Here is a 14,954-nt window from a genome sequence, read left to right on the forward strand (position 1 = left end):
CCCAGGTCATCCGTACGACAGGGGGCACACAGCCATACCGGACCCGGGGGCCAGGCGCCCCATTGCGGGGCCACGGAAAAGGTAACGGGGCCGGCCGTACCCGCGGATCAGGGAGCCGGGCTGACGGCCTGGAGCAGTCGGCCTTCCGGGTAGGCCAGGGCGGGCGCCGGAAGAGCGCCCTCGCGACCGCTGAGGAGAACCGTCACTGCGCCGAGGGCCGCCGTCTCGGGTTCCGTACGCGCGCCGATCCGGCGCAGTGCCTGCGCGGCCACCGCGCCCGCGGAGCCGTGCAGGACGAGCGGCGGCCGTCCGGGACGCTGCACGGCCGCCCGGATGCGGTCGGCGACCAGCTCGTAATGCGTGCAGCCCAGGACGACGGTCGTCACATCGTCGGGGGTGAGGGCGGCGGCCGCGGCGACCGCCGCGTCGATCGCCGACTCGTCCGCGTGCTCCACGGCCTCGGCCAGCCCCCAGCAGGGCACCTCGGCGACCGTGACACCGCCGGCGAAGTCCTCGATCAGGCCCCGCTGGTAGGGGCTGCCGGTGGTGGCGGGCGTGGCCCAGATCGCGACGGGGCCGCCGCCGGCCGCGGCCGGCTTGATCGCCGGGACGGTGCCGATCACCGGGACGGCGGGTTCCAGCAGGGCCCGCAGGGCCGACAGGGCGTGCACGGTCGCCGTGTTGCAGCCGATGATCAGGGCCTCGGGCCGGTACCTGGCCGCGGCCTCGGCGACGGCCACGGCCCGCGCGGTGAGATCCTGCGTGGTGCGCGCGCCCCAGGGCATGCCGTCGGGGTCGAGGGAGAGCACGAGATCGGCGTCGGGTCGCAGTCGCCGTACCGCGGCGGTGGCCGCCAGCAGACCGATTCCGGAGTCCATGAGCGCGATCTTCACCCGGCCACGATAGACGATGTGCTCTTGCGGCCGGGCCGGGTGGGGCAGACTGCGCGCGTGAGCGCCATCGCGTGGACCGCCGCCCTGTCCCTGGCCGCCTGGCTGTGGCTGCTGCTCTGTCAGGGCTTCTTCTGGCGCACGGACGTCAGGCTGCCCGCCCGCACGGAACCGCGGGAATGGCCGTCGGTCTGTGTCGTGGTCCCCGCGCGCGACGAGGCGGCGGTGCTGCCCGAGAGCCTGCCCTCGCTGCTCGCACAGGACTATCCGGGGCGGGCGGAGATCTTCCTCGTCGACGACGGCAGCCGCGACGGCACGGGCGAGCTGGCGCGCACTCTCGCCCGGCGGCACGGCGGGCTCCCGCTGACCGTGGACTCGCCGGGCGAACCGCCCGCGGGCTGGACCGGGAAGCTGTGGGCGGTGCGCCACGGAATCGGCCTGGCACGCGCGCGTGAGCCCGAGTACCTGCTCCTGACGGACGCCGACATCGCGCACGCCCCCGACAGCCTGCGGGAACTGGTGGCGGCTGCGCGCACCGGGGGCTTCGACGTCGTCTCGCAGATGGCCCGGCTGCGGGTGGAGAGCCTGTGGGAGCGGCTGGTGGTGCCGGCCTTCGTCTACTTCTTCGCGCAGCTCTACCCGTTCCGCCGGATCGGGCGGCGCGGGGGGCGGACGGCGGCCGCGGCGGGCGGCTGCGTCCTGCTGCGCGCCGAGGCGGCCGAGCGGGCGCGGATCCCGGACGCCATCCGGCAGGCCGTCATCGACGACGTGGCACTCGCGCGGGCCGTGAAGTCCCACGGCGGCCGCATCTGGCTGGGACTGGCCGACCGCGTCGACAGCGTGCGCCCGTATCCGAGGCTGCGCGACCTGTGGCGGATGGTGTCGCGCAGTGCCTACGCGCAGCTGCGGCACAACCCGCTGCTGCTGCTCGGCACGGTGCTCGGCCTCGCCCTGGTGTACCTGGTTCCGCCGCTCGCGCTGCTCGGCGGGCTCGCCGTCGGCAGCACGGCCACCGCGGTGTCGGGCGGGCTGGCGTGGCTGGTGATGACAGGGACCTATCTGCCCATGCTCCGCTACTGCCGTCAGCCGCTGTGGCTCGCCCCGCTGCTGCCGTTCACCGCGTTCCTGTACCTCCTGATGACGGTCGACTCCGCGGTCCAGCACTACCGGGGGCGCGGTGCGGCCTGGAAGGGCCGCACCTACGCACGTCCGGACGCCGTCGCCGACGAGGGCTGAGTCCGTCGGGAGACCCCTGGCTCACGGCCCCTTACTTACGGCCCGGCGTCCAGTTCATGCCCCACCCGTAGGCGTGGTCGACGGTCCGCTGCGGGCTCACCCCGCGCTCGGGCACCAGGTAGCGGGCCTCGCGCTGGACGACGAGGTCGCCGCCCTGGTTGGTGATCAGCGCGAGCGCGCAGACCGTCGACGGGACCGTGCACTCGTCCAGGGAGAAGTCGATCGGAGCGCCGTACTGGGGTTGCAGTGTGACCGTGGCGTGCAGGTCGGCGAAGGAACGGGCGCCCTCGTAGATGGTCACGAAGACGAGGATGCGCCGGAAGTCGGTCCGGTGGTCGAGGTTGACGGTGAGGTTCTCGCCGCTCGCCACGGCGCCGGTGCGGTCGTCGCCGTCGAGGTGGATGTAGGGCGGCTGGTGCAGGGCGCCGAAGGCGTTGCCGAGGGCCTGGACCACCCCCTTGCGGCCGTCGGCGAGCTCGAACAGGGCGCACAGGTCGAGGTCGAGGTCGTTGTGCAGGGCCATCGCCCGCCCGCGCTTGCTGCCCCACCCGGAGAACTGCTTGCGCACCTCCCAGTTGAGGTTCACGCGCAGGGCGCCCGAGGTGCCGCCCTGCTTGGCCAGGGACACCGAGGGTGCGGCCTTGGTGAGCGTCACCTTGGTCAGCCGGACCGGCGCGGCGGGCGGGGCCGGCGGCGCAGGGGGCGGGGCCTGGTGGACGGGCGGGGGCACGGTGGCCGGGAAAGCGGGCATGGTCGGCTGTTGCGACGGCGGTGGCTGAGGAGGCGCCTGCGGTGTCCGGGGCGTCGTCGGAGCGGAGGCGGGCGCGTGCTGCGGCTCGTCCACGGTGATCCCGAAGTCCGTGGCCAGCCCTTCGAGGCCGCTGCCGTAGCCCTGGCCTACGGCCCGGAACTTCCAGGCGCCCTGGCGGCGGTAGAACTCGCCCAGCACGAACGCCGTCTCGACCGTGGCGCCGGCGCTGTCGAACCGTGCCACGACCGTGCCCTGCGCAGCGTCCCGTACCTCGATGTAGAGGTCGGGGACGAGACCGAACGCACCGCCGTCCGTCGAGGCGGCCAGGACGATGGTCTCGATCGCGGGCTCCACGCGCGCGAGGTCGACGAGAAGGGTGTCGGTCACCCGGCCTCCGGCGTCGCGTTTGCCCTCGTGGCGGACGGCTCCGGAGGAATGGGCCGGCTGGTTGTAGAACACGAAGTCGGCGTCGGAACGGACCTTTCCGCCCACGAGCAGCAGCCCCGAGGCGTCCGCGTCCGGAACGCCCGGTCCCGAGCGCCAGCCCAATTCGACGCGCAGTGCCGTGGTCGGCACCGGAGCATTGGAACCCTTCGACATTGACATGTACGCCCCCATCGCGTGTCGTGCGCCAGGCGGCACACGCCCCGGCACCCCTCCGGTATGTCTACTCGGCCAACCTATTCCGCAGGACGGCGAACGCCCATGAGGAGCACAGGAACAGCGCTGGCCAACCCCTGGTAACCCGCCGGGAACTCGGCCTTTACACGATCTACAAGGCGATTGCCGTCCTTTTTTCCCACGTTCGCTCGCATTGGCGATCCAAGGTCACTGCCGACACGGAAAACAACCCTCTTATCGGTCTCCCCAACCAGCACATCGTGGGCTTAACTTATGTGCCATGACCTCCCCCCGCTCCACCTATGGCGGCGGCTACTACGCCTCCTTCCCGGACACTCCGATCTACGACTCGCTCGTGGCCGAGCGGGGGACCCCGCAGATCGCCCCGATCCGGGTCCCCGCCGCGTACGACATGGGCATGAGCGGCAGCAACCTGCCCGCGTTGCCGTCGGCGCTGCCCGCCCTCCCGGCGGGTCCGTCCCAGCAGCCCTACGGCTACCCGCAGGCGCAGCAGCCCTCGCCGCTCCAGCAGGCCCCGGCGGCGTACATCCCGCCGCAGGCCGGGCCGCCGCGCGGCTACCCCGGTCCCCAGGCGCAGCAGCAGCGCCCGGCGGGTCCCGGCACGGGCTACGAGGCGATGCGCCCGGCCGCTCCCCGGCCCGCCGCGCCGCAGTACCAGGAGCCGTACAACAACCAGCAGTACCGCGGCTACTGAGAAGCCGTCCGGGGTTGTCGGTGCCGCCTGGCAGGATGACCTCATGGGCACTGCGCACCTGCTGTCGATTCACGTCCATCCGGTCAAGGCGTTCCGGGGCCAGGAGCCCCGTACGGCCGTAGTGGAGCCCTGGGGGCTGGCCGGTGACCGGCGTTGGGCGCTGATCGACGACGGGGGAAAGGTCGTCACACAACGTCAGCAGCCGCGCCTCGCACTGGCCGCCGCCGAGCTTCTGCCCGGCGGCGGCGTGCGTCTGTCCGCGCCCGGTCTGCAGCCGCTGACCGTGTCGGTGCCCGAGCCGGTGGGCACGGTGTCGTTGCAGATCTTCCGCGACAAGGTGGAGGGGGTCCTCGCCGACGACGCCGCGCACGCCTGGTGCAGCGCCCACGTCGGCGCCGACGTACGGCTGGTGCACATGGACGACCCGGCGACGCGAAGGGCCGTGAACCCCGAGTACGCGCTGCCCGGCGAGACCGTCGCCTTCGCCGACGGATTTCCGCTGCTGGCCGCCGCCACCGCCTCCCTCGACGCCCTCAACGCCCTGATCGCCCGGGGCGAGCACGCCGAGGAGGGACCGCTGCCGATGAACCGTTTCCGGCCGAACCTGGTCGTGGCGGGCACCGAGGCCTGGGCCGAGGACGGCTGGTCGCGGCTCGTCGTCGGCGAGGTCGAGTTCCGGGTCGCCAAGCCGTGCGGCCGGTGTGTCGTGACCACCACCGACCAGGGCACCGCGGAGCGCGGCCGGGAACCCCTGCTCACCCTGGCCCGGCACCGGCGCCTGGGCGGCAAGCCGGTCTTCGGACAGAACCTGGTGCCCCTCTCCCGCGGCACGATCGCCGTCGGCGATCCGGTGCGCGTCGTCTCCTAGCGCACCTGCTTCTCCGCGCGAGCACGGCGGTCCGTGGGAACCCCCGCCCGGTCCTGAAGCGTTGGGATTGGGGGAGAAGTTCATGAGACGTCCCGAGCCTGGTGATTTCGCTCTCTCTTTCACCGGGCACGCGCGTGAACGGCTCCGCCGGGGGTTATCACGGAGCGGGGAAGGGGGGTGCGGAGGTGCGAGCGATCGGCGGAATCTGGCGCTGGCGACACAATCCGCTGCGCCGCAGGACGGATCTGGTCGAGGCGTGGGTGGCTCTGTCGGCCCTGCTCCTGATCCTCCTCGTCGCGCCGCTGGTGGGCTCCCTCGTGGGGGCGGTCGCGCAGGACGTCCTGCAGCGATCGGTGCGCGAGCAACGCGAGTCGCGCCACGAGGTCACGGCCACCGTGGTGCGGAAGGTGGACGGTTCGCCGCTGGAGGCGGATCCCGAGACCGCCACCGGCCGCGAGGCCCGCACCCGGGTCGTCGCGGACTGGACCGCACCGGACGGCAGCGCGCAGCACGGCACGGTCCTGGCGGGCCTCAAGACCCCGCACAGCGGCGACCACTTCGCGCTGTGGACGGACGGCCGCGGCCGCCCGACGGCCCGCCCGCTGGACTCCGCCACGGCCACGACGCACGCGGTGCTGGCCGGCTTCGGCACAGCCCTGCTCACCGCGGGCGCCGTCGAGGCCGGCCGACGGCTGATCGTCTGGCGCCTGGTCCGCCGCCGGTACGCCCGCCTGGACCAGGCATGGGACCGGGCGGGCCCCGACTGGGGCCGCGCCGGCACCGGCATCTGACGGCCTTTCGTCTCTGGTCAACCCACCACCCGCGCGCACGCTACGGTGGTCCGGCCGAACCATTCGGCATCAACCCGCGTACCACGAGGTGGGGGCACAGCAACGCCATGGCACAGGGCACGGTCCAGGTGACGCACACCGGCACATCGAGGTGGCGGCGCCGCACGGGTGAGTACGCATCGCTCGCCGCCGCCCTGGAGGCCGCGGCCGAGGGGGACGTCCTCACCATCGCTCCCGGCACCTACCGGGAGAACCTCGTCGTGCAGCGGTCGGTGACCCTGCGCGGCCCCGAGGGCTCCCCGGGTTCCGTGCGCCTGGCGCCGGTGGACGGAGTGCCGCTGACGGTGCGTGCCTCGGCCGTGGTGCAGGACCTGCACGTGGAGGGCCAGGACGCGGCCGCGCCCGCGGTGCTCGTCGAGGAGGGCACGCCCGAGCTGCTGGACCTGCGGATCGTCACGCGTTCCGCGGCGGGCATCGAGGTGCGCGGCAGCGCCCGCCCGACCGTCCGCAGGTGCACCGTCGACAACCCGGCGGGCATCGGCATCGCCGTGGTCGACGGCGGCGGCGGTGTCTTCGAGGAGTGCGAGGTCGTCGCGGCCGGTCAGGCGGGCGTCGCGGTGCGCGGCGGCGGCCACCCCCGGCTGGAGCGCTGCCGGGTGCACCACACCTCGGGCGCGGGCCTGAGCGCGACCGGCGACAACTCCGCCTTGGAGGCGGTGGGTTGCGAGGTCTACGAGGTCCGGGGCAGCGGCGTCCAGATCACCTCGCGGGCCGCCGCGCACCTCACCGACTGCGATGTGCACCGCACCACCGCCGACGGCGTCACCCTCGACACGGACGCGGTGCTCACGCTGGCCGACTGCCGGATCCACGACATCCCGGAGAACGCGGTCGATCTGCGTTCCCGCTCGGTGCTGACGCTGACCCGTACGACGGTGCGTCAGTTCGGGCGCAACGGGCTGTCGGTGTGGGACCCGGGCACGCGCGTGGACGCCAACCAGTGCGAGATCTTCGACAGCACCGGCGACTACCCGGCCGTCTGGGTCAGCGACGGCGCGACCGCGGTCCTCGACTCCTGCCGGGTGCACGACGTGCCGGACGCGCTGTTCGTCCTCGACCGCGGCTCCCGCGCGGACGTCGTCGACAGCGACCTCTTCCAGGTCCGCAACACGGCCGTGTCGGTGAGCGACGGCGCGACGGCCCAGCTCGACGACTGCCGGATCCGGGACGCGGCGACCGGCGCGTGGTTCCGCGACCACGGCAGCGGCGGCACCCTCAACAACTGCACCGTGGACAGCACGCAGACCGGCGTGATCGTCACCAAGGGCGCCGACCCCACCGTCGAGCGCTGCACGGTGGACTCCCCCGCCGAGGCCGGGTTCTATGTGTCGGCCGGCGGTCGCGGCAGCTTCCTGAACTGCCGGGTGACGAACAGCGGCGGCTACGGCTTCCACGTCATAGACGGCAGTCGTACGACGCTGCGCAAGTGCCGTACGGAGCGCTGTGCGCGGGGCGGCTACGAGTTCGCGGACGCCGGCGGCGACGCCGCGTCCGGTTCCGGTCCTGTGGTCGAGGACTGCACCAGCGACGAGAGCGCGGGCGTGCGGACGCCGGGCGCCTCGGCGGTCCCGGAGCCGGTCGTGCAGACGACCGCCCAGTCGGGGCTGCTCGGCGTGATCCCCGAGCAGCGCGCCACCGTGCCCGGGCCGCAGCCGTCCGCCGCCGAGCCGGAGATCTCGGTGCGGACCTCCAAGGACGTGCTCGGTGAGCTGGACACCCTGGTGGGCCTGGACAGCGTCAAGCGCGAGGTGCGGGCCCTCATCGACATGATCGAGGTCGGCCGGCGCCGTCAGCAGGCGGGGCTCAAGGCGGCGTCCGTCAAGCGGCATCTGGTCTTCACCGGCTCCCCCGGCACCGGAAAGACGACGGTCGCGCGCCTCTACGGCGAGATCCTCGCCTCTCTCCATGTCCTGGAGAAGGGCCATCTCGTGGAGGTGTCCCGGGTCGATCTGGTCGGCGAGCACATCGGCTCGACGGCGATCCGCACCCAGGAGGCCTTCCAACGGGCGCACGGCGGTGTGCTGTTCATCGACGAGGCGTACGCGCTGTCGCCGGAGGACGCGGGCCGGGACTTCGGCAAGGAGGCCATCGACACCCTCGTGAAGCTGATGGAGGACCACCGGGACGCCGTGGTCGTGATCGTCGCGGGCTACACGGCGGAGATGGAGCGGTTCCTCTCGGTCAACCCCGGTGTGGCGTCCCGTTTCTCCCGGACCATCACCTTCGGCGACTACGGCCCCGAGGAACTGCTGCGGATCGTGGAGCAGCAGGCCGAGGAGCACGAGTACCGGCTCGGCCCGGCCACCTCGGACGCCCTGTTGAAGTACTTCACCGACCTCCCGAAGGGTCCCGCGTTCGGCAACGGGCGCACCGCGCGGCAGACGTTCGAGGCGATGGTGGAGCGGCACGCGAGCCGCGTCGCGCACGTGGCGGAGCCGAGCAAGGACGACCTGACGCTGCTGTACGCGGAGGACCTGCCCGAGCTGCCCTGAGCGGAGGCGCCCCGCCCGCTCAGGCGCGCTGCACGGGAACCTCCGGTCGCAGTCGGGCCAGCAGCCGTTCGCGTTCCTCGGCGAACGCCGGGTCGGCCTGGTAGTCGGAGTGGCCCAGGACGGGCGCGGGCAGCGGGTGCGCCTCGGTGCGGCCGTACGCCAGCGGATCGGCGAGAGGCTCGCGGTCCACCTGCGGCCCGCAGTCGTCTCCGGACAGCCGCACCGGACCGCCGATGGGGTCGGTCGGCCGGTACAGGTTGCGCCAGCAGTCGATGTCCTCGTGCAGGGCGTCGAGCGCTTCGGGTCCGAAGTGGGCCGGGAACCAGCGGCCGTAGAGGCGCTCGATCGGGGAGCCGTAGGTGAGCAGGGCGACCCGTTTGCGGTCGGAGGGTTTCAGCTGCCAGGCCGCGGCGGCCGCGAGGACGCTGCCCTGGGAGTGGCCGGAGATGACCAGGCGTCCGCCGGTGGCCCGCGTCCAGGAGGCCATGCGCCAGGTCAGGTCGGGTACCGCGCGCTCGGCGTAGCAGGGCGGGGCGAAGGGGTGCGCGGCTCTCGGCCAGAAGGTGCCGACGTCCCAGAGGATGCCGATCGTGCGCCGCGCGGAGGCGTCCTTGTAGGCGCGCCTGCCCCAGGTGACGAACAGTATGAAGCCGAGTCCGATGAGCCAGGAGCCCAGTGCCTGCACGGTCTGGGCCGCGCCGTGCACGAAGGGCTGGGCGCTCTCCCCGGCCCGGACCGGTGTCTTCCCGGTGCCGAAGGCGCCGACGAGCGCGCCCGCGCCCAGGAGCAGGGTCGCGGTGGAGGTGACGGCGACGAGGAGCGGGGCGCGGTCGGTGAGCGTGGCCATCGCGCGGGCCCGGGCGATGCGCCGGGTGCGGGCGGGGTCGCCGGGCGCCACTGCGTACTCGCTGAGCACCTTGTCCTGCTCGGCGCGCGTCAGCAGCAGGGTCTGTCGGCCGAGGACGCCGCACAGCACCAGCAGGACGACGAGCAGTACGGGGATCACGGACGCCTGCCAGGTCAGCAGCACCGGGGGGCCGTGGAGGAAGGTTCCGGTGCCGTCGAGCCAGTCCGACACCCGCTGCGACACACCGCCGGACATCACCCCGCCCAGCGCGCAGGCCAGCATCGCGACCGCGGGGCCGCCGAGCCCGTGCAGGGCACAGCGCTCCCCGGACCCGGGGGTGTTCCGCGGGCAGTGGTGCAGGGCGCGGGCGACGATCGCCAGGGCGATCACCAGCGTGCCCTGGACGATGGCGAGACCGCCGAAGGTCGCGTCGCCCGGGAGGCGGCCCTCGGAAGTCCAGCCGGGGCGGTCCCAGCCGGCGTACACCAGCGTGAGGGCGAGCAGGACGAGGGCGGCCAGCGGCAGGCGGTGCACGAGGTGGGCGTCGAGACGGCGGTCGAGGTGACGCTCGCTGCGGCCGCGGCGGCACACCACCCACACCGTGACCAGCGCACCCACGGCCAGGGAGGCCTCCAGCAGCCGTCCGAGGACGTCGAGGAGGGCCGGGCCGCCGGGTCGGCGGTCCTGGCGGGCGGCCGCGGTGCCGATCGCCGCGGCCACCGTGAGCAGGCCGGCCGCGGTGTGGGCGGCGCGGAGCCGGGCCACCAGGCGGCGTCCGTACCAGAAGCCGGGCCGGCCGAGTGCGGTGTGCCCGGGGCCGTTCTCGGGTTCGGGCGTGCGGTCGAGGGGTTCCTGGGACTCGTAGGCCCGCCAGGTGCGGTGGGAGAGGTACCAGAGGAGGGCGACGAGAACGGTCGGGACCAGCGCCGCGAGGGCGAGTCGACGGCCGGGCAGGCTCCACCAGCCGCCGTTCGAGACCGTCGGCGAGAGGAAGCCCAGCCAGGAGTGGCGTTCGGCGCACGCGTGCGTGCCCGCGCACTGCCAAGCCGTCAGGTCGAGGGCGACCTCGCAGGCCGCGGCGACGAGCAGCACCGTCAGGCTCAGCGCGGCGAGCCGCACCAGCAGTCCGTACAACCGCACCGCGCGGGTGCGTTCCCGGGCGGCGGCGGGGCGCATCCAGTGGGCGAGGTTGACGACCATGAACGGCAGCAGCAACAACCACAGGGCGCGGGTGCCGTTGCCTGAGGTGAGGTTGGACCAGACGTAGGCCTCGGGGACCGGGGTCTCGCGGCCGCGGTCGTCGCCGGGGTCGGAGTCCGCGGTGACGTCCTCCGCGCGTCGGAAGACGGCGGCCGTCGCGTCGCCGGTGATCCGCACCGTGCGCGGATCGTTCAGCATCTTCTCGGGCGTGGCCCCACCCACGCCGTGGACCAGGAGTTCCAGGGCGGCTCCGCCCGGAGCGGTACGTTTCACTGTTCGCACTTCCCCCGTGACACGCCTTCGCCAGGTGTCCGTATCTGCCCGTGCGGGCATAAGGATCGCCGCTCCGGGGTCCTGATACACCTCTCGTCACGGAATCTCCCCGGAGCGTGCGACGGACACGTGCGCCTTCTGCGCGTGGCATGCACGCGTCCGGGGTGGTGGCACACCTGTGAGCGAGCCGTGCGAGGATGGGGCACCCGCACACCGGCGTCGGCGGAATTTCCCTTGTCGGAGCAGGTGAGCGGGCCTGTCGGAGGGCTTGAGGGAAAGGACCGGAGCGTACGTGAGTGAGAATCAGAACCTCCTCGCGGAGCAGCGCCGTGCCCTGATCCTGGACGAGGTACGGCGTCGTGGCGGTGTCCGGGTCAATGAGCTGACCCGCAAGCTCGGCGTGTCGGACATGACGGTGCGGCGCGATCTCGACGCGCTGGCGCGGCAGGGTGTCCTGGAGAAGGTGCACGGCGGCGCGGTGCCGGTCGTGGAGGCGAGCACCCACGAGCCGGGCTTCGAGGCGAAGTCAGGTCTGGAGCTGACCGCCAAGGAAGACATCGCGAAGGCCGCGGCGGAGCTCGTCACCCCGGGCAGCGCGATCGCGCTGTCGGGCGGCACGACCACGTACGCGCTGGCGCAACATCTGGTGGACGTGCCGGATCTGACCGTGGTGACCAACTCGGTCCGCGTGGCCGACGTCTTCCACATGGCGCAGCGCACGTCGGGCCCGCGGCAGGGCGCGGCCACGGTCGTGCTGACCGGCGGCGTGCGCACGCCGTCGGACTCGCTGGTGGGTCCGGTCGCCGACCAGGCCATCGCGGCGCTCCACTTCGACGTGCTGTTCCTCGGTGTGCACGGCATATCGGCGGAGGCGGGCCTGTCGACGCCGAACCTCGCGGAGGCGGAGACCAACCGGCGGCTGGTGCAGTCGGCGCGCCGGGTCGTGGTGGTCGCGGACCACACCAAGTGGGGTGTGGTGGGCCTGAGTTCGTTCGCGGCGCTGGAGCAGGTCGACACACTGGTGACGGACGGCGGTCTGCCGGCCGAGGCACGCCAGGAGGTCTCCGAGCAGCTGCGGCTGTTGGTGGTCGCGGGCGAGCCCGCCGAGGGTGCAGACATCTGACGGGGCTGCGGCTAGGGTGACGCCCCCGTCGACCTAGGGGGTTCGTGTCGCCATGGCCCGTCGTCTGCGCTCCGAAGGACTCGACTTCGTCGATACCGCTCCCGTCCGCACGGTCTTCGCCCGGGACCTCTCAGCGCCCCCGGAGCGGGTCTTCCACGCGCTGGCCGACGACATCGCGGGCTGGGCGGAGTGGTTCCCGGCGGTGGCCGCGATCCAGCCGCTCGACGGCGGCGCGGGGCGTGACGTCCGGCTGCGGGGCGGCGCCCGCTTCCGGGAGACGGTCCTCGTGGCGAAGGCGCCGGAGCTGTACGCCTATCGCGTGGACGTCGCCAATGTGCCCGGGGTCCGGGCTCTGGTCGAGGAGTGGCGGCTGACGCCCGCCGGCCCGGGAACGCGCGTGCAGTGGACCTTCGCGACGGACGGGACGGGCTTGTTCCGAGGCGTGTTCCGCCTGGCCGGGCCGGGCCTGGGACGCTCCTTCCGGGGCGCGGTCACCGCGCTGGACCGAAGGCTCGCAGCTTAAGGACCGGTCCTGACGCTCACTCCTGCCACACGCCCGTCGCCAGCAGGGAGTCGATGGCCGCGGTGTACGGGGCGATGTCCAGGCCCTGATCGGCGAGCCAGACGTCGGAGTAGTACTTGTCCAGGTAGCGGTCCCCGGGGTCGCACAGCAGGGTGACCACGCTGCCCTGCCGGCCGTCGGCGACCATCTCGGCGACGATCTTGAGCGCGCTCCACAGTCCGGTGCCCGTCGAGCCGCCCGCCCTGCGGCCGATGGCCCGTTCGAGCGCGCGTACGGCGGCGACGCTGGCCGCGTCGGGCACCTTCATCATCCGGTCGATCGCGCCGGGCACGAAGCTGGGCTCCATGCGGGGCCGCCCGATGCCCTCGATGCGCGAGCCGCAGTCGCAGGTGACGTCCGGATCGCCGGTGGTCCAGCCCTCGAAGAAGCACGAGTTCTCCGGGTCGGCGACGCAGATTCGGGTGTTGCGCCGCGTGTAGTGGACATAGCGTGCGAGCGTCGCGGAGGTGCCGCCGGTGCCGGCCGTGGCCACGATCCACGCGGGCTCCGGGAACCGTTCCCACTCCAGCTGACGGAAGATGGATTCGGCGATGTTGTTGTTCCCGCGCCAGTCCGTGGCCCGTTCCGCGTAGGTGAACTGGTCTATGTAGTGGCCCCCGCCGTCCGCCGCGAGGCGGGCCGACTCCTCGTACATCGTGCGCGGGTCGTCGACGAAGTGACATCGGCCGCCGTGGAACTCGATCAGGCGGATCTTCTCGGCGCTCGTCGTGCGCGGCATGACGGCGATGAAGGGCACGCCGATCAGCTTCGCGAAGTACGCCTCGGAAACGGCCGTCGAACCGCTGGAGGCCTCGATCACCGGGCGGCCCGGCCGGATCCAGCCATTGCACAGGCCGTAGAGGAAGAGGGAGCGGGCGAGCCGGTGCTTGAGGCTGCCGGTGGGGTGGGTCGACTCGTCCTTGAGGTAGAGGTCGATGCCCCACCTGTCCGGGAGCGGGAAGCGCAGGAGGTGTGTGTCGGCCGAGCGGTTGGCGTCCGCCTGGACCCGGCGGACGGCTTCTTTCAGCCAGTCACGGTAGGCAGTGTCGCTGTGGTCGACGTCGAGGGTGGCGCCGGTCCTGGGGGGCTGGGAGGTGGTCACGGCGGGGCTCCTTCGGGCTGCGCGCCGACGGTGGTCCGCGCGGCCGACACCTCGATCATAAGCACCGTCAGCATGCTTCTCACCTGCATAAACACACCTTTGAGCGTCCCAAAGGCGGGCCTGGGGAACGGGTGCGGGCAGATGGGGGCGCATTCGGGCGAGTGCTCCGGACGGGTGCCCCCGCGGGGGCGTGCGCACTGGTGCTCGACGCCGGGCGCGGGCAGACTGCACCGGGCGGGGCGAAGGTCCCGGACGGGGGCGCACACTGGATCACGGATACACGTTCGATCACAAGGGGGCGGGGAGGCATGGCGGAGCCGGAGTTCACGGCTACGGGCGTGCGCATAGGGAAGCGGCTGCGCTCGCTCACCCGGGCCGGACAGGTCCGGATCAGCGGAGGCAGGCTGGAGTTGCTGACCAGCTACGGCAGCGAGATCGACAGCGCGCCCGTGCAGGCGGTCCGCGCCTCCAGGCCCTGGTTCGCGGCGGAGGACCGGGCGCTGGCCGACCTCAACGGCAAGCGGTACCTGCTGACCCTCGGCGACCACGACCCGGCGCCGGGCGAGCCGGGACCACCCGCGGCACGCCGCTTCATCGAAGCCGTGCGCAGGGCGGCGGGGCGCGGCGGCTGAGCCCGGCGCGTGCGCACACCCGGGCCCGCGGCGCGCACGGAAGACCCCTGCCCGCCGACCGGACCACCGCGAGTTGCGGTACCGCGGAGGCTGCGCCACTCTGATCTCACGTCACTCTGGGTTTACCGGCGATAACGCTGCGAACCAGCCCGCCGGACACGACAGCAGGCGGCCGCCTTGCGCAGACGCTCTGCTCGATCCGAACTCCGTGTTCTTCCGGACCTCAGTCGGGGAGTCGCAGCCGTGATCACCAACCCGAACAGGCACTGCATGGTGGAGCTTCAGGCTCTGCCGTCGCGGATCGGCCAGGTCCGCAGAATCGTATCGGCGCAGTTGCGCTACTGGCATATGGACCCGCTCATAGACCGGGCGGCGCTCGGTGTGACGGAGCTGTTGACCAACGTCCACCTGCACGCGCAGCCCGACAAGACGTGCGTCGTGGAGATGGAGCTGCTGCTCGACCGGCTCACCGTCTCCGTGCGCGACCACGACCCGCGGTTGCCGGTGGTGAGGGCCGTCGACGACGAGGCGCTGGCCACCTGTGGGCGCGGCCTCGCCATGGTGGCCGCGGTCAGCGAGAGCTGGGGCGCCCGGCCGGACGGCGAGTCCGGCAAGGTCGTCTGGTTCACGCTGCCGGCGCCCGTCGCCACGCGCGAACTGGCGGCGCGGCCGCCGCGGCGCACGCCCCGGGAACAGGCCCCGCCCCGGTTCACGGAGGTCGTCTCCGTCGACGATCTGCGGCCCGCACATGCTCCCGCCCGGTCCGCCGTCGTCGGCTGACCGGGCGGTGA

At 72.9% G+C, this 14,954-nt stretch carries 13 protein-coding genes; 9 read left to right on the top strand and 4 right to left on the bottom strand.

Going from position 1 to position 14,954, the window contains the following annotated elements:
- Nucleotides 1-107: 107 nt before the first annotated feature.
- Nucleotides 108-893, bottom strand: coding sequence for an aspartate/glutamate racemase family protein (locus AB0J04_RS29615; RefSeq protein ID WP_363171633.1), 786 nt, complete (start codon nt 891-893; stop codon nt 108-110).
- A gap of 39 nt (nt 894-932) precedes the next feature.
- On the opposite strand from AB0J04_RS29615, the gene AB0J04_RS29620 reads away from it, so the two are divergent.
- Complete coding sequence (locus AB0J04_RS29620) at nt 933-2,126, top strand: glycosyltransferase (protein WP_363171664.1); 1,194 nt, start codon at nt 933-935, stop codon at nt 2,124-2,126.
- 31 nt (nt 2,127-2,157) lie between these two features.
- On the opposite strand, the gene AB0J04_RS29625 is transcribed toward AB0J04_RS29620, so the two are convergent.
- The gene (locus AB0J04_RS29625; RefSeq protein ID WP_363171665.1) at nt 2,158-3,477 is read right to left on the bottom strand and encodes a TerD family protein; all 1,320 of its coding nucleotides are present in this window, start codon (nt 3,475-3,477) and stop codon (nt 2,158-2,160) included.
- Between the two features lie 301 nt (nt 3,478-3,778).
- Between AB0J04_RS29625 and AB0J04_RS29630 the strand changes: the two genes are divergently transcribed.
- The 4 genes from AB0J04_RS29630 to AB0J04_RS29645 all read left to right on the top strand — a co-directional run bounded on the left by AB0J04_RS29630 (nt 3,779) and on the right by AB0J04_RS29645 (nt 8,424).
- Nucleotides 3,779-4,213 carry a DUF6643 family protein gene (locus AB0J04_RS29630; RefSeq protein ID WP_363171634.1) on the top strand — a complete coding sequence of 145 codons (435 nt, stop codon included), beginning with the start codon at nt 3,779-3,781 and terminating at the stop codon, nt 4,211-4,213.
- Nucleotides 4,214-4,256: 43 nt separating this feature from the next.
- Nucleotides 4,257-5,081, top strand: a complete 825-nt coding sequence (locus tag AB0J04_RS29635) for an MOSC N-terminal beta barrel domain-containing protein (RefSeq protein WP_363171635.1) — start codon at nt 4,257-4,259, stop codon at nt 5,079-5,081.
- 185 nt (nt 5,082-5,266) lie between these two features.
- Nucleotides 5,267-5,872 (top strand): hypothetical protein, encoded by a 606-nt coding sequence (locus AB0J04_RS29640; RefSeq protein ID WP_363171636.1) that lies wholly within the window; start codon nt 5,267-5,269, stop codon nt 5,870-5,872.
- Between the two features lie 107 nt (nt 5,873-5,979).
- On the top strand, nt 5,980-8,424 hold the full coding sequence (locus AB0J04_RS29645) for a right-handed parallel beta-helix repeat-containing protein (RefSeq protein WP_363171637.1): 2,445 nt from the start codon (nt 5,980-5,982) through the stop codon (nt 8,422-8,424).
- A 19-nt stretch (nt 8,425-8,443) separates the two neighbouring features.
- On the opposite strand, the gene AB0J04_RS29650 is transcribed toward AB0J04_RS29645, so the two are convergent.
- Entirely contained in the window at nt 8,444-10,744 is a 2,301-nt protein-coding gene (locus tag AB0J04_RS29650; RefSeq protein WP_363171638.1) for a hypothetical protein, read from the bottom strand.
- 292 nt (nt 10,745-11,036) lie between these two features.
- Here AB0J04_RS29650 and AB0J04_RS29655 point away from each other — a divergent pair, with 292 nt between their 5' ends.
- Both AB0J04_RS29655 and AB0J04_RS29660 read left to right on the top strand, forming a co-directional pair.
- The gene (locus AB0J04_RS29655) at nt 11,037-11,867 is read left to right on the top strand and encodes a DeoR/GlpR family DNA-binding transcription regulator (protein WP_363171639.1); all 831 of its coding nucleotides are present in this window, start codon (nt 11,037-11,039) and stop codon (nt 11,865-11,867) included.
- 52 nt (nt 11,868-11,919) lie between these two features.
- Nucleotides 11,920-12,390, top strand: coding sequence for an SRPBCC family protein (locus AB0J04_RS29660; protein WP_363171640.1), 471 nt, complete (start codon nt 11,920-11,922; stop codon nt 12,388-12,390).
- 16 nt (nt 12,391-12,406) lie between these two features.
- Here the strand turns inward: AB0J04_RS29660 and AB0J04_RS29665 are convergent, their stop codons facing one another.
- A complete protein-coding gene (locus AB0J04_RS29665) occupies nt 12,407-13,531 on the bottom strand; it encodes a PLP-dependent cysteine synthase family protein (protein ID WP_363171641.1) in 1,125 nt (374 codons plus the stop codon).
- Between the two features lie 308 nt (nt 13,532-13,839).
- Here AB0J04_RS29665 and AB0J04_RS29670 point away from each other — a divergent pair, with 308 nt between their 5' ends.
- Nucleotides 13,840-14,163, top strand: a complete 324-nt coding sequence (locus tag AB0J04_RS29670) for a hypothetical protein (protein WP_363171642.1) — start codon at nt 13,840-13,842, stop codon at nt 14,161-14,163.
- Nucleotides 14,164-14,406: 243 nt separating this feature from the next.
- The gene (locus AB0J04_RS29675; protein ID WP_363171643.1) at nt 14,407-14,943 is read left to right on the top strand and encodes an ATP-binding protein; all 537 of its coding nucleotides are present in this window, start codon (nt 14,407-14,409) and stop codon (nt 14,941-14,943) included.
- The last annotated feature ends 11 nt before the right edge of the window (nt 14,944-14,954 follow it).

Source organism: Streptomyces sp. NPDC050263 (assembly GCF_040655955.1).
In the GTDB taxonomy this organism is placed as follows: Bacteria; Actinomycetota; Actinomycetes; order Streptomycetales; family Streptomycetaceae; genus Streptomyces.